This window comes from Streptomyces ortus (assembly GCF_026341275.1).
In the GTDB taxonomy this organism is placed as follows: Bacteria; Actinomycetota; Actinomycetes; order Streptomycetales; family Streptomycetaceae; genus Streptomyces; species Streptomyces ortus.
Window position 1 is genome coordinate 488,811 of sequence record NZ_JAIFZO010000002.1, and the last position, 14,167, is coordinate 502,977.

11 protein-coding genes, 2 pseudogenes and 1 riboswitch are annotated in these 14,167 nt (G+C 71.4%); of the genes and pseudogenes, 3 read left to right on the forward strand and 10 right to left on the reverse strand.

Annotation, left to right across the window (positions count from 1 at the left end; all coding sequences use genetic code 11):
- Window positions 1–38: 38 nt before the first annotated feature.
- On the forward strand, window positions 39–665 hold the full coding sequence (locus K3769_RS05375; protein ID WP_267031251.1) for a uridine kinase family protein: 627 nt from the start codon (window positions 39–41) through the stop codon (window positions 663–665).
- Window positions 666–1,098: 433 nt separating this feature from the next.
- A pseudogene (locus tag K3769_RS05380) lies at window positions 1,099–2,961 on the forward strand (AAA family ATPase); the annotation flags it as partial.
- Window positions 2,962–3,196: 235 nt separating this feature from the next.
- Here the strand turns inward: K3769_RS05380 and K3769_RS05385 are convergent.
- From K3769_RS05385 to K3769_RS05430, 10 genes and pseudogenes are all read right to left on the reverse strand, one after another.
- Window positions 3,197–4,261: pseudogene (locus tag K3769_RS05385) on the reverse strand (hemolysin family protein); the annotation flags it as partial.
- Window positions 4,258–5,628: a hemolysin family protein gene (locus K3769_RS05390; RefSeq protein WP_267025311.1), complete on the reverse strand. Its 1,371-nt coding sequence runs from the start codon at window positions 5,626–5,628 to the stop codon at window positions 4,258–4,260. The pseudogene K3769_RS05385 and the gene K3769_RS05390, both read right to left, overlap by 4 nt.
- A gap of 199 nt (window positions 5,629–5,827) precedes the next feature.
- Window positions 5,828–6,316, reverse strand: coding sequence for a PH domain-containing protein (locus K3769_RS05395; RefSeq protein ID WP_267025312.1), 489 nt, complete (start codon window positions 6,314–6,316; stop codon window positions 5,828–5,830).
- A 56-nt stretch (window positions 6,317–6,372) separates the two neighbouring features.
- Window positions 6,373–7,230: an ATP phosphoribosyltransferase gene (gene hisG, locus K3769_RS05400; RefSeq protein WP_267025313.1), complete on the reverse strand. Its 858-nt coding sequence runs from the start codon at window positions 7,228–7,230 to the stop codon at window positions 6,373–6,375.
- An 86-nt stretch (window positions 7,231–7,316) separates the two neighbouring features.
- Window positions 7,317–7,589, reverse strand: coding sequence for a phosphoribosyl-ATP diphosphatase (locus K3769_RS05405; protein ID WP_107019637.1), 273 nt, complete (start codon window positions 7,587–7,589; stop codon window positions 7,317–7,319).
- Between the two features lie 34 nt (window positions 7,590–7,623).
- Window positions 7,624–8,109 (reverse strand): 6,7-dimethyl-8-ribityllumazine synthase, encoded by a 486-nt coding sequence (gene ribH, locus K3769_RS05410; RefSeq protein ID WP_267025314.1) that lies wholly within the window; start codon window positions 8,107–8,109, stop codon window positions 7,624–7,626.
- 28 nt (window positions 8,110–8,137) lie between these two features.
- Complete coding sequence (locus K3769_RS05415; RefSeq protein ID WP_267025315.1) at window positions 8,138–9,436, reverse strand: bifunctional 3,4-dihydroxy-2-butanone-4-phosphate synthase/GTP cyclohydrolase II; 1,299 nt, start codon at window positions 9,434–9,436, stop codon at window positions 8,138–8,140.
- The gene (locus K3769_RS05420; RefSeq protein WP_267025316.1) at window positions 9,433–10,077 is read right to left on the reverse strand and encodes a nicotinamide mononucleotide transporter family protein; all 645 of its coding nucleotides are present in this window, start codon (window positions 10,075–10,077) and stop codon (window positions 9,433–9,435) included. Before K3769_RS05420 ends, K3769_RS05415 begins: the two co-directional genes overlap by 4 nt.
- Window positions 10,074–10,682 (reverse strand): riboflavin synthase, encoded by a 609-nt coding sequence (locus K3769_RS05425; protein WP_267025317.1) that lies wholly within the window; start codon window positions 10,680–10,682, stop codon window positions 10,074–10,076. Before K3769_RS05425 ends, K3769_RS05420 begins: the two co-directional genes overlap by 4 nt.
- Before the next feature lie 153 nt (window positions 10,683–10,835).
- Window positions 10,836–10,966: riboswitch (FMN riboswitch) on the reverse strand.
- 324 nt (window positions 10,967–11,290) lie between these two features.
- Entirely contained in the window at window positions 11,291–12,700 is a 1,410-nt protein-coding gene (locus K3769_RS05430; protein WP_267025318.1) for an ROK family transcriptional regulator, read from the reverse strand.
- 169 nt (window positions 12,701–12,869) lie between these two features.
- Here K3769_RS05430 and K3769_RS05435 point away from each other — a divergent pair, with 169 nt between their 5' ends.
- A complete protein-coding gene (locus K3769_RS05435; protein WP_267025319.1) occupies window positions 12,870–14,099 on the forward strand; it encodes an MFS transporter in 1,230 nt (409 codons plus the stop codon).
- Window positions 14,100–14,167: the final 68 nt, after the last annotated feature.

The following is a 14,167-nucleotide window of genomic DNA, read 5'->3' on the forward strand; positions in this document are numbered from 1 at the left end:
CGCACGCCCCGGCCCACCTCCGCACCAAGGGAACCCCCATCCACCTCCGCACCCTCGCCGACCGGCTGCGCCGACTGCCGCCCTCCTGCGGCCCCGTCCGGCTCGTCGGCGTCGACGGGCACGCGGGCTCCGGCAAGACCACCTTCGCCGAGCGGCTGGCCGGGGCGCTGGACGGCGCCCCCGTCCTGCACCTGGACGACATCGCCACGCACGAGGAACTGTTCGCGTGGACGGATCGGCTGCTGCGCGAGGTCGTCGGGCCGCTGGCCCGCGGGGAGAGCGCGCGCTACCGCCCCTACGACTGGCGGCTGCGCGACTTCGGGCCGGCCCGCACCCTGCCGCCAGCCCCGGTGATCCTCGTCGAGGGCGTCGGCGCCGGCCGTCGGGCGGTCCGGCCGCGACTGGCGGAACTGCTGTGGATGGAGATGCCCCACGAGGACGCGTGGGCCCGCGGACGTCAGCGGGACGGTTCGGCGCAGAGCGATTTCTGGGCAGGGTGGGTCCCCGCGGAGCGCCGGCACTTCGCCGAGGACCCTTCGGAGCCGTTCGCCGGTCTCTTGGTACGACAGTGTTCAGACGGATATGAGGTACTCCCAGGACCTGCCGAGACGTCGGTGGGAACACTTTCGGTCACCGACCGTGACGGCCCTGCTTCTGTGTGCTGAACTCGTGAAGACCGGTGTCCGAGAAGTTGCCTGAGTGTCCCAACTCGGCTTGACCGAGGGGCCGTACAGGTCTTACGTTCTCAAGAAGCGGCCCTCGGGGCCGCCCCACGGACGCGAGGCCCCCGGTTGTTCCCCCGTGATCGGGGGCTTCGTTCTGTCCTCAAGCGGTTTCCGGACGCCCCGAGGCGCGATTTATTCACTCTCCGTGACCGTCCTGAGTGCGTCGCGTCGGCTCCCACCTCGAAGAATGCGTCGTGCGGCACCCTACGGTCCGGCGCTCCCCCGCAGGTACGATGCCTCTTGGTGCGACCTTCGGACGGCTGCTCTCCGCACCGCGCGCAACTCCCGTCCGCGGCACAGCGGTTCGACGAAGACTGCCGACGGGCACCGGCCCGCCCGGTGATCAACGGGGGCACGGTATGTGGGGGACGTGATGGACTTCGGCACGCAGGGCCCCGAGGCCCCGGCCGACCTCGCCTGGCTGCGAGGTGTGGATGCCTACACCATGGGCGCCTATCCGCAGGCGGAGGAGGAGTTCCGCGCCGCGGTCCGGATGGATCCGGGGATGGCCGACGGCTGGCTGGGACTGCACGCGCTGCGCATCGACACGACGACCGCGCTGCTGCGGATGTTCCGGCACCGCGAACGCTTCGGCGAGCAGCGCACCAGACATCGACGCACGCTCAACTCCTGGTACTGGCTGGGCTGGTGGGTGCAGCCGGTGCTGGAGTCACCCCGCGATCTGCTGCTCGCGCACTCCTCGCACTGGCTCGACGGACGTCATGTCCCGGAGCTCGACCGGGCGTTGGCGGGCCTGCCCCCGGTGGACGCGGACGCCCAGGTCCGGTTCCTGCACGCCTGCCGGGCCTATCTCGTCAAGGACTGGGAGCAGTTGGTCCGCCACACGGACCCGCTGACCGACGATCCGATGCTGGGCATCGAGGCGGGCCTGTTCGGCGGGATGGCCCGGGTACGGCTGGAGATGTACGGGCAGGCCGAGCCGCTGCTGTCGTCCGCCCTGATGCGCTGCCGCAGCGAGCAGCCGCAGCGCAAGGAGCTGCGGTACTGGCTGGCTCGGGCGCACGAGGGCACGGGCCGCTCGGCGGCTGCCCTCCCCCTGTACCGGGCGGTGCACCGGGTCGATCCCGCGTTCATGGACACCTCGGCCCGGCTCGCCGCGATCTCCGAGGGCGACGGGTACGACGAGACGGCCGACCTCGCGGCGATCACGCTCACGGGCGTCGGGCAGGACATCCTCGACGGCCCCGACGGCGTGGATCCGCTGTTCGGCACCGAGGGCCGGGACCTGAAGCTGTCCGAGCCCGAGCCGCCGCCCGGCGCGCTGCCGTCCGCGTCGGACCGGGTCCGGGAGAAGGCCATCGTGCCGGTGCTGCCCCCGCAGCTGCCGACCGGGCCCACGGATCCCGCGCTCCTCGAAGAGGCGTTGGCCGAGCTGGAGGGCATGGTCGGCCTCGAACCGGTGAAACGCCAGGTGAAGGCGCTCTCCGCGCAGTTGAACATGGCCCGGCTGCGGGCCGGGCAGGGGCTGCCGGTCCAGCCGCCGAAACGGCACTTCGTCTTCTCCGGGCCCTCCGGCACCGGCAAGACCACCGTGGCACGCATTCTCGGCCGGGTCTTCTACGCGCTCGGGCTGCTCGGCGGCGACCATCTCGTCGAGGCGCAGCGGGCCGATCTGGTGGGCGAGTATCTCGGCCAGACCGCGGTGAAGGCCAACGAACTGATCGACTCCGCGATCGGCGGGGTGCTCTTCGTCGACGAGGCCTATTCGCTGTCCAACTCCGGGTACGGCAAGGGGGACGCGTACGGGGACGAGGCGCTGCAGGTGCTGCTGAAGCGGGCCGAGGACAACCGGGATCACCTGGTGGTGATCCTCGCGGGGTATCCGGAGGGCATGGACCGGCTGCTGGCCGCCAATCCCGGGCTGTCGTCCCGGTTCACGACCCGGGTCGACTTCCCCTCGTACCGGCCCCTCGAACTGACCTCGATCGGTGAGGTGCTGGCGGGGGAGAACGGGGACGTGTGGGACGAGGAGGCGCTCGACGAGCTGCGCTCCATCAGTGGGCACGTCGTGGACCAGGGGTGGATCGACGAGCTGGGGAACGGGCGGTTCCTGCGTACGTTGTACGAGAAGAGCTGCGCCTATCGGGATCTGCGGCTCTCGGGGTATCCGGGAGATCTCACGCGGGATGATCTGGCGACGCTTCGGTTGGCTGATCTGATGCAGGCGTACAGAGGTTCTCGGGGCGCAGGCCGTCCGGGGCGTGGCCAGTCGGCCGCGCCCGGCATCTCCGGGGTTGGGTGCGCCCACTGGCTCGGTGGGTTGCTGACGTGTCACGGGTGCGGCGCCGTCGTGGCTTGTCGCGCAGGTTCCCCGCGCCCCAAAAGCAAAGACTGCGCCGTTCCCCGCGCCCTGAAAGCGAAACAGTCAACCCGCGCCCTGCTTGGGGGCGCGGGGAACTGCCAGTCTTTTGTCCTTCAGCTCGCCAGGGCCTGCTGTGGGGCTCCGCGAGCTCGGGGCGAGGTGAGCGGGGCTCGTTCACCCGGGGGGCCGGACGGTTGCGGTGGGCCGGGTCGCGGACCTCGCCGACCAGGAGTTCCAGGACGTCCTCCAGGGCCACCAGGCCCAGGACCCGGCCGGACGCGTCGGCGACCTGAGCGAGGTGCGTCGCGGCGCGGCGCATCACGGTCAGGGCGTCGTCCAGCGGAAGCTCGGCGCTGAGCGTCGTCATGGGCCGCCAGACCTGCTGCGGCACCGCCCGCTCGGACTCCTCCAGGTCGAGTACGTCCTTCACGTGCAGATAGCCCATGAAGGCGCCGTTCTCCGCGACCACCGGGAACCGGGAGAAGCCGGTGCGGGCGGTGAGGGCTACGACCTGGCCCGGTGTGACCGAGGGGCCCACGGTGATCAGCGACTCGCGCCCCAGGAGGACGTCCGTGACGGGACGGGAGCCCAGTTCCAGCGCGTCCTCCAGGCGCTCCTGCTCACCGGGGTCGAGCAGACCGGCCTGGCCGGCGTCCTCGACGAGCCGGTTGAGCTGCTCGCTGGTGAAGACCGCCTCGACCTCGTCCCTGGGCTCGACCCCGAAGAGCTTCAGGATGACGCGGGCGCAGGCACCGAGGGCCACGGTGACCGGCTTGCAGAGGCGGGCGAAGGCCACCAGCCCGGGGCTGAGCCACAGCGCGGTCTTCTCGGGGGCGGCCATCGCCAGGTTCTTCGGCAGCATCTCGCCGACCACCAGGTGGAGGAAGACGACAGCGGCGAGCGCTATCACGTACCCGAGCGGGTGGATCATGCCCTCGGGCAGGTGCGCGGCGTGGAAGACCGGCTCCAGGAGGTGCGCCACGGTGGGCTCGGCGACCGCGCCCAGGGTCAGCGAGCACATGGTGATGCCGAACTGGGCGGCGGCCATCATGTGCGGCAGGTTCTCCAGGCCGTACATGACCTGCCGGGCCCGTGCCGTGCCGAGCGGCTCGATCTGGCTGCGCCGTACGGAGACCAGGGCGAACTCGGCTCCGACGAAGAAGCCGTTGGCGAGCACGAGCAGGCCGGCGAACAGGAGTTGGAGCACGCTCATCGGACGGCCTCCGCCGCGGAGACGGGGACGGAAGCGGAACCCGGGACAGGGATGGTGCCGGCCTCGGCCGTTCTGACCAGCCTGACCCGCTCCGCGCGGTAGTGGCCGACCTGGCGCACCGAGAGGCGCCAGCCGGGCAGCTCGGCCCGGTCACCGGGGGCCGGGATGCGTCCGAGGAGGTCGGCGACGAGGCCGGCGACCGTCTCGTACGGGCCCTCGGGGACGTCCAGGCCGATGCGCCGCAGGATGTCGACGCGGCAGCTGCCGTCGGCGTCCCACGCGGGCCGGCCGTCCTCGGGCGGCGCGGCGGCGAGCTCCGGCACGTCCTGGCCGTCGTGCTCGTCGCGGACCTCGCCGACGAGTTCCTCGACGATGTCCTCCAGGGTGACGACCCCCGCCGTGCCGCCGTACTCGTCGACGACGACGGCGATGGGCTGTTCGTTGCGCAGCCGCTCCAGGAGGGGCTGCACCGGCAGTGTCTCCGGGACGAGCAGCGGGGCCTGGGCGATCCGGGTGACCGGCGTGCGCAGCCGGTCGTGCGAGGGCACCGCGAGGGCGTCCTTGAGATGCACCATGCCGACGATCTCGTCGATCCGCTCCCGGTAGACGGGGAAGCGGGAGAGGCCGGTGGCACGGGTGAGGTTGACGACGTCCTCGGCGGTCGCGGAGGACTGGAGGGCGCTGACCTTCACCCGGGGGGTCATCACGTGCTGCGCGGTGAGGTCGCCCAGGGAGAGCGTACGGACGAAGAGGTCGGCGGTGTCCTGCTCCAGCGCGCCGGCCTGGGCCGAGTGCCGGGCCAGGGAGACGAGCTCGCCGGGGGTGCGCGCGGAGGCCAGCTCCGCCGTGGGTTCGACGCCCAGAGCGCGTACGAGCCGGTTGGCGACGGAGTTCAGCGCGGCGATCACCGGCCGGAACAGGGTCGAGAAGACGTGCTGCGGGCCCGCGACGAACCGCGCGACCTGCAGTGGCCTGGAGACCGCCCAGTTCTTGGGCACGAGTTCGCCGATCACCATCTGCACGGCCGAGGCCAGCAGCATGCCGACGATCACGGCGACACCGGACACGGCGCCTTCGGGGACGCCGACGGCGGTGAACGGGCCGTGCAGCAGCTCGGCGAGCGCGGGTTCGGCGAGCATGCCGACGACCAGCGAGGTGATGGTGATGCCGAGCTGGGTGCCGGACAGCTGGAAGGAGAGTTCCTTGAGGGAACTGACGACGGTACGGGCCCGCCGGTCGCCTTCGGCCGCCGCCTTCTCGGCCTCGGGGCGCTCCACCGTGACGAGGCCGAACTCGGCCGCCACGAAGAAGCCGTTGGCGAGGATCAACAGGAACGCCGCCCCGAGGAGCAGCAGGGGGATGGTCATGCCGCCGCCTCGATGGGTCGGGAGGGGGCGGCGCAGGTACTACAGGACGATCCGTCCATCGCTGGAGGGAGTCACTCCTCGAATAGCAGGGGGCCGCCGGGTTCCGGGTGGGAAGTCAGCGGCGGAGGCGCAACGAAAACGCCTCCGCCAACAGATTAATCAAGACCTGGGCCCGTACGGCAGGGTGGAAGGCCGGGAGTCAGCCGTGATGTTCGTCGTGCGGGCCGTCGGACGGCCCGTCCGGCCCGCCGGGGGAGCGGGCCTCGACGAGCGCGCGCAGCGCGCGGGCGTCGCTGATGGCGTGCTGCTTGGCGATGCCCGGCTGGATGCCGAGCACGGGCAGGCTGGTGCCGTCGCTCAGGTTCAGAAAGACCCAGGGGTCTCCCGGACGGAGGTTGACCTGCACGATCTCCGCCCAGGCGAGCCGCCGCCTGCTGGCGATGTTGACGACGGTGACCCCGGACTCGTCGGCGACGACCTTCGGGCGGGCCAGCAGTACGAGGACGCCGAAGAGCAGTGCCGCGGTGAGGACGAAGCTGAGGCGCTCCCCCGGTCCGAGGTTCTCCAGCAGCAGCGCGACCGTGGTGATGACCACAAAGATCGTGGCACCGGCGGTCAGCAGGACCGCTCGGGTGCGCCCGGGCCTGAAGGTCACGGGGAGGGCGGGCGGCTCGGTGGTGTCCGGCATGGCGAAGCGGTTCCTCGAAGTTCTCGGTGTCCTCGGTGTCTGAGGTGTGCTCGGTGTCAGAGGCGGCAGGCGTGGATGGCCGTGGTCAGGATGGCCCGCGCGCCGATCTCGTACAGGTCGTCCATGATCCGCTGGGCCTCCTTGGACGGGACCATGGCGCGTACGGCGACCCAGCCCTCGTTGTGGAGCGGCGAGACGGTGGGCGACTCGAGGCCCGGGGTGAGCGCGACGGCCTTCTCCAGCTGCTCGACGCGGCAGTCGTAGTCCATCATCACGTAGGTCCGGGCCACGAGGACGCCCTGGAGACGGCGCAGGAACTGCTGAATCTTGGGCTCGGCGTCCCCGGTGGTCTCCGCGCCGGTACGGCGGATGACGACCGCCTCGGACTTCATGATCGGGTCGCCGAAGACCTCGAGGCCCGCGTTGCGCAGCGAGGTACCGGTCTCGACGACGTCCGCGATGACCTCGGCGACACCGAGTTCGATGGCCGTCTCGACCGCGCCGTCGAGGTGCACGACGGACGCGTCGACGCCCTGGTCGGCGAGGTACTTGGCGACGATGCCCTCGTACGAGGTGGCGACGGTCCTGCCCGCGAGGTCGTCGAGTGCCTTGGCCGTGCCGGGCTTGGAGGCGAAGCGGAAGGTGGAGCGGGCGAAGCCGAGAGGCAGGATCTCCTCCGCCTGGGCCGCGGAGTCGATCAGCAGGTCACGGCCGGTGATACCGATGTCGAGGCGGCCGGAGGAGACGTAGATCGCGATGTCGCGGGGGCGGAGGTAGAAGAACTCGACCTCGTTCTCCGGGTCGACGATCCGCAGCTCCTTGGCCTCCCGGCGCTGCTGGTAGCCGGCCTCATGCAGCATCTCCCCCGCGGGGCCTGACAGGGAACCCTTGTTGGGGACGGCGATGCGCAGCATGAGGTCGGCTTCCTTCGTTCGTGCGGTGCGAGTGCGTGCGGATGCGGTGGCGGATACGGCGGTCGGCGTGAGGGCGCGGAGGCGGCTCAGAGGTGGGCGTACACGTCGTCCAGGCTGATGCCGCGGGCGACCATCATCACCTGGACGTGGTAGAGCAGCTGCGAGATCTCCTCGGCGGCTGCTTCCTTGCCCTCGTGCTCCGCGGCCATCCAGACCTCGGCGGCCTCTTCGACGACCTTCTTGCCGATGGCATGGACCCCCTTGCCGACCAGTTCCGCGGTGCGGGAGGTGGCGGGGTCGCCGGTGGCTGCCTTGTGCTGGAGCTCGGTGAAGAGCTCCTCGAAAGTCTTCTTGGACATGGTGGTCCTCACCCTACGCGGTCGCGGGCCTACGTCAGCGCCAGGGTTCGGATACCGAGCGCAGGGTGGCCGCGGTCGCCACGGCCGCCGTCACCGCCTCGTGCCCCTTGTCCTCGTTCGAGCCCTCGATGCCCGCGCGGTCCAGCGCCTGCTCCTCGGTGTCGACGGTCAGCACGCCGAAGCCGACGGGGACCCCGGTCTCGACGGAGACCTGGGTGAGGCCCTGGGTGACGCCCTGGCACACGTACTCGAAGTGCGGGGTGCCGCCGCGGATGACGACGCCGAGCGCGACGATCGCGTCGTAGCCGCGGCCCGCGAGGACCTTCGCGACGACCGGCAGTTCGAAGCTGCCGGGGACCCGCAGGAGGGTCGGCTCGTCGATGCCCAGCTCGTGCAGGGCGCGCAGCGCGCCGTCGACGAGTCCGTCCATGACCTTCTCGTGCCACTGGGCCGCGATGACGGCGACCCGCAGGTCACCGCAGTTGCGTACGGACAGTTCGGGTGCGCCCTTGCCGCTCATGTACTTGTCTCCTTGACGTGCTGTGCCGTTACTGGTTGCCGCAGGCGGACACGGCGGTCGTGTCCAGCCAGGGCAGGTCGTGCCCCATCCGGTCCCGCTTGGTGCGCAGGTACCGGAGGTTGTGCTCGCCCGCGGTCACGGGCATCGGCTCGCGCTCGGTGACCTTCAGGCCGTGGCGGACGAGCGCGTCGGTCTTGTCGGGGTTGTTGGTCATCAGCCGCAGGCTGCGCACCCCGAGGTCCTCGAGGATCTGCGCCCCGGCCGCGTAGTCGCGGGCGTCGGCGGGCAGGCCGAGTTCGAGGTTGGCGTCCAGGGTGTCCCGGCCGCGCTCCTGGAGCTCGTACGCGCGCAGCTTGGACAGCAGCCCGATGCCGCGCCCCTCGTGGCCGCGGAGGTAGACGACGATGCCGCGGCCCTCGGCCTGGATGCGCCGCAGGGAGGCTTCGAGCTGGGGGCCGCAGTCGCAGCGCAGCGAGTGGAAGACGTCCCCGGTGAGGCATTCGGAGTGGATGCGCACGACGATGTCGTCGCCATCGCCGATCTCGCCGTGGACCAGCGCCACGTGCTCGACGCCGTCGACGGTGGAGCGGTAGCCGTACGCCGTGAACTCGCCGAAGGCGGTGGGCAGTTGCGTCTTCGCCTCGCGGCGGACCGTGGGCTCGGCGGTACGGCGGTGGGCGATCAGGTCCTCGATGGAGATGATCGTCAGCCCGTGCTTGCGGGCGAACGGGATCAGCTCGGGCAGACGCAGCATCCGCCCGTCCTCGCCGGCGATCTCGACGATGGCGCCGGCCGGCCGCAGGCCCGCGAGCCGGGCGAGGTCGACGGCGGCCTCGGTGTGGCCGTTGCGGACGAGCACACCGCCGGGCTTGGCGCGCAGCGGGAAGATGTGGCCGGGGCGTACGAAGTCGGCCGCTCCCGCCTGCCCTCCGGCGAGGAGCCGCAGGGTGGTGGCGCGGTCGGCGGCGGAGATGCCGGTGGTCACGCCGGAGGCGGGGCCCGCGTCGACGGAGACCGTGAAGGCGGTGCGCATCGACTCGGTGTTGTTCTCGACCATCTGCGGGAGCTGGAGGCGGTCGAGCTCGTCGCCCTCCATGGGTGCGCAGATCAGACCGCGGCACTCGCTCATCATGAAGGCGATGATCTCGGGGGTCGCCTTCTCGGCGGCGATGACGAGGTCGCCCTCGTTCTCACGGTCCTCGTCGTCGACGACCACGACCGGGCGGCCCGCGGCGATGTCCGCGATCGCCTTCTCGACCGGGTCGAGGGCGAAGTCCGAGGCGTCCTCGTCGTGACCCGTGCTGTACCAAACCGGTGTTGCCGTCATGCCGGGGCTCCTTCCAGGAAGGGCTGCCCGGCCTTGCGGGAGCGCAGCCACCAGTCGCGCATGCCCCACAGGACGAGCGCGCCGTAGATGATGTAGACGAATCCGGAGAACGCGAAGCCGTTGGCGAAGTTGAGCGGCACGCCCACCAGGTCGACGAGCAGCCAGGCGAACCAGAACTCGACCATGCCGCGCGCCTGGGCGTACATCGCGACGACCGTGCCGACGAAGATGTAGGCGTCGGGCCAGGGGTCCCAGGACAGCGACGGGTACGCGGTGAACAGGCTCGCGACCGCGACGGTGCCGACGGCCGCGGCGCCGAGGAGGTACGCGCGTTCGCGCCAGGTGGCGAACCGGACGGCGATGGAGCCGTCCTGCGCGCCGCCCCGGCCGCGGTTCCACTGCCGGTAGCCCCAGACCGCGACGGCCATGACCACCAGCTGCTTGCCCGCGCTGCCCGAGAGATGGGCGGTGGCGAAGGCGGCGAGGAGGATGGCGCCGGACAGGAACTGGACGGGCCAGGTCCAGATGGAGCGACGCCAGCCGAGAGCCAGGCCGATCAGCCCGATCACGTTGCCGATCATGTCGGCCCACTTGATGTGCTGGCCGAAGAGTGTGAACGCCTCGGAGTTGAGCCAGTTCACCGTGTCGCTCCCTGGCTCCGCGGGCCGAGCAGCCGCTCGACGTACTTGGCGATCACGTCGACCTCTAGGTTGACCGGGTCGCCGGGCTGCTTGCGGCCCAGGGTGGTCAGGTCGAGGGTGGTCGGGATGAGGCTGACGGTGAAGAAGTCGGGTCCGGCGTCGACGACGGTCAGGCTGATGCCGTCGACGGTGATGGAGCCCTTCTCCACGACGTAGCGCGCGAGGTCAGCGGGCAGCGAGATCTTCACGATCTCCCAGTGCTCGGACGGCTTGCGCTCGACGACCTCGCCCGTGCCGTCCACATGGCCCTGCACGATGTGGCCGCCGAGCCGTTCGCCGACGGCCATGGGCCGTTCGAGGTTGACGCGGGAGCCGACGGTGAGGGCGCCGAGGCTGGAGCGGTTCAGGGTCTCCGCCATGACATCGGCGGTGAACTCGCCGTCCGCGTGCTCGACGACCGTCAGACAGACGCCGTTGACGGCGATGGAGTCCCCGTGACGTGCACCTTCGGTGACCACAGGGCCACGGAGTCGGAAACGTGAGGCATCGCCGAGGTTCTCGACGGCGGTGACTTCACCCAGCTCTTCAACGATTCCGGTGAACACTTCCCGGGTCCTCCTGCCTCTTGGGGCACGGACTCCGGGGCCTGTCGATGACGACAGAGGTGAACGAGCGGAACACCGGGGGCGACGCCGCGTGGGACGACGTGTCCGTGGGACACGTCGAAACAGACGGCGGCGCGCACGAATGCTCGCCCGCCGCGCACTGCCTCCCATCCGGACTTTAACCGTCGGTCCAGGAGTTTCACCTGGTCAACCGGCCGCTGGAAGCGACCGGGTCGCGGACTGTAACCGCCGGTTCGGACTTTCACCGACCCCGGAGTGCGCTGCTACTGGTACAGGTTCAGTGTGCCACGCCTGATCGGCGCCCATGCGGGTGAATTCTGTGGGGTGGCTCACAAGGTGTACCGATGGACTTCACGGGACACCCGTAAGGCGCCAGGCTTTGATCAACTTCTTGGGGATCTTCTTGGTGATCAAGCGTCTCGCTGGTGGTCCATACCTATTGACGCTTTGGTCTAGTCCTCTCTAGGGTCTGCGTTCACCGGCGCCTCTCCGGGTCCGCGTTCGCCGACCCGCCCAGATCGACCCGGCGGCGGTGACGGAGGCCCTTGCCCCGCCGCCGGGTCTCCGTTCCCGTCACAGGCCCGGGTTCACCGCTCCGGCGGCGCGAACAGCTCGTCCTGGGCGCCGTCGCGGGCCATCAGCAGGGCGCCGCGCAGAACGGCGCCGCCGCCCAGGGTCCCGGCCCGCACCTCGGTGGGCAGCGGCGTCATCCGCCCGAGCCGCTCCCGCACCCGGGCGGCAAGCGTCTCCCCGCCCGCGCGCCCGACTTCCCCGGACAGCACCACACACCCCGGATCCAACACGGCAATCACGGACGCAACCCCGAGAGCCACCCGATCAGCCAGCACATCAAGAAACCCCGAGGCCCCCTGATCTCCCCCGCCCCCGAAGGGGCGCGGGGAACTGCGCGGGTACCCCTCGCTGCCCGCAGAGGAATCAACGCGACCCCCGACTCCCTGAGCCGACGCGGACACCGAAGCGGCGGCAGGCGCTGGGGCCACCGGGGCCGAGCGGGGCCCGGGAGTCGACCCGGGCGTCAGCGCGGGAGCCGGCGCCGAGGGCGAGACAGGTGTCGCGGTGGCGCCACGCGCCGCCCCCGACACCCGCGCCACCGCCTCCCGCACCAACGCCGCCGCATACGGCTCATGCGCCGACACCGAAGCACTCACCCCGTACTCCCGCGCCAGTTCGACGATCGCCGCCGCCCCCGCGAGCGAGTGGAACCCACCCTCGCATCCCGTCGCGGACGGCATCCCGCCCGTCCCCGGCACCGGCAGGAAGCCGATCTCCCCGGTCCCCCCGGACGCACCCCGCCGCAGGACCCCGTCCAGGACCACCGCCGCCCCGATCCCGTGCCCGAGCCACAGCAGCACGAAGGTGTCGCGATCCCGCGCGGCCCCCTCCCGCTGCTCGGCCAGCGCCGCGAGGTTCGTCTCGTTCTCCACGACGACCCGCGCCGCGAACCGCTCCTGAAGGGCCGCGGCAAGACGCCGGTGCCATTCGGGCAGCCCCGTGGAGTCGCGCAGTTCACCCGTCGCGGGGTCGATCAGCCCGGGAGCCCCCACCCCGACGGTGTGCAGCCGCTCGACCCCCGCCTCCTTCGCCGTGTGCTCCACCAGCGCGACCGCCCGCTCGACCGCGGGCACCGTGTCCGTCTCGTCCGCGATCGGCACCGACGCCTCGGCCAGCACCGCGCCCAGCAGGTCCGCGACGACCACGGCCACCCCCTCGGTGCGCACGTCGAGGGCGGCCAGATGAGCCCGGTCGGCGACGATCCCGTACAGCCGGGCGTTCGGGCCGCGCCGCTGCTCGCCGGACTCCCCGACCACGCCGATCAGCCCGGCCTCGGCGAGGCGTTCCACGAGGTCGGCGACCGAGGGCCGGGACAGTCCGGTGAGTTTCTTCAACTGCCCGGCCGTCAGAGGGCCTTCCCGCTGCAGCAGCCGCAGGGCGAGCCGGTCATTGATGGCCCGGGCGGTACTCGGTGATGCGGGCATGCCGGGATCCTTCCAGATCGGAACAGGCGGCTGCGGCGACTGCGGCGGGCGCGAAAACAATCTATCTATCAGGCAGGGTGCCTGATAGTTTACGCCCGCAGAACGCAGAGACGACGGACGAGCACCGGGTCGACACGACCACCGGGGTCGACGGACAGGAGCCGGGAGAATGAGCGAAGTGGTCTACGACCGGCGCGAGGTGACGCGCTCCCGGTACGCCGTCGCGGCGGTGTTCGCCGTGCACGGCGCCGTCACCGGCTCGTTCGCGACCCGCGTCCCGTGGATCCAGGACCACGCGTCGGTGAGCGCGGGCCAACTCGGCCTGGCACTCGCCTTCCCCGCCATCGGCGCCTCCCTCGCGATGCCGCTCGCGGGCAGCGTCAGCCACCGCTTCGGCGCCCGCACGGCGCTGCGCGGGCTCATGGCGCTGTGGACGCTCTCCCTCGTCCTCCCGGCGCTCGCCCCGAACCTGCCCACCCTGTGCCTGGCCCTCTTCGTCTACGGGGCGACGGCCGGCATGGCCGACGTGGCGATGAACGCCCTCGGCGTCGAGGTCGAGAACCGCCTGGACAAGTCGATCATGTCCGGGCTGCACGGCATGTGGAGCGCGGGCGCCCTGATCGGCTCGGCCGCCGGCACGCTCGCCGCACACCTGGGCACGGACGCCCGGCTGCACCACGCGCTCGCCGCGCTGACGCTCACCGTGCTCGGGACGGCGGCCTGCCAGGGCGTTCTGGACCTGCGCGCCACGGAGGACGAGGAGGCGCCCCCGCGTTTCGCGCTGCCGCCGAGGTCGGCGCTGCTCATCGGCGCGATCGGCTTCTGCGCGGTGTTCGCGGAGGGGGCGAGCCTGGACTGGTCCGCGGTCTATCTGCGGGACGTCATCGGCACCTCGGCGGGGCTCGCCGCCGCGTGCACGACCGCCTTCACCCTCACCATGGCGGTCGCGCGGCTCGCCGGTGACGCGGTGGTCGACCGCTTCGGCCCGGTGCGCACCGTACGGGTCAGCGGCCTCCTCGCCACCGCCGGCGCCCTGCTCGTCGTACTGGCGCAGAACGCCGTCCTGGCCATGACCGGCTTCGCGCTGCTGGGCCTCGGCATCGCCGTCGTGGTACCGCTCTGCTTCGCCGCGGCGGGCCGCAGCGGGCCCAACCCGGCCCAGGCCATCGCGGGCGTCGCCACCATCACGTACACCTCGGGGCTGATCGCGCCGTCCGCCATCGGAACCGTTGCGGACGCGACGAGTCTGGTGACGTCCTTCGTCCTGGTGACCGTGCTGGCCTTCGGGCTTGCCGCGTTCGCGGGCGTCCTGCGGACCAGCGGCCGTACGTCGAGTGCCCAGGTCCCGGGCGCGCGCGGCGAGGTGACGGACGCGAAGGTCCCCGATTCGCGGCCCTGAACCGGCCGCTCCCCCGGCTCCCCCCTACCATGGCGCTGATCTTCACGTAAGGAATCCCGGACACGCGT

Bases quoted from the DNA above. Each gene is read 5' to 3' on its own strand.
- hisG (WP_267025313.1), bottom strand. From the start codon at position 7,230: ATGCTGCGCATCGCCGTCCCCAACAAGGGTTCCCTGTCAGGCCCCGCG.
- K3769_RS05405 (WP_107019637.1), bottom strand. From the start codon at position 7,589: ATGTCCAAGAAGACTTTCGAGGAGCTCTTCACCGAGCTCCAGCACAAG.
- K3769_RS05390 (WP_267025311.1), bottom strand. From the start codon at position 5,628: ATGACCATCCCCCTGCTGCTCCTCGGGGCGGCGTTCCTGTTGATCCTC.
- K3769_RS05395 (WP_267025312.1), bottom strand. From the start codon at position 6,316: ATGCCGGACACCACCGAGCCGCCCGCCCTCCCCGTGACCTTCAGGCCC.
- ribH (WP_267025314.1), bottom strand. From the start codon at position 8,109: ATGAGCGGCAAGGGCGCACCCGAACTGTCCGTACGCAACTGCGGTGAC.
- K3769_RS05430 (WP_267025318.1), bottom strand. From the start codon at position 12,700: ATGCCCGCATCACCGAGTACCGCCCGGGCCATCAATGACCGGCTCGCC.
- K3769_RS05435 (WP_267025319.1), top strand. From the start codon at position 12,870: ATGAGCGAAGTGGTCTACGACCGGCGCGAGGTGACGCGCTCCCGGTAC.
- K3769_RS05415 (WP_267025315.1), bottom strand. From the start codon at position 9,436: ATGACGGCAACACCGGTTTGGTACAGCACGGGTCACGACGAGGACGCC.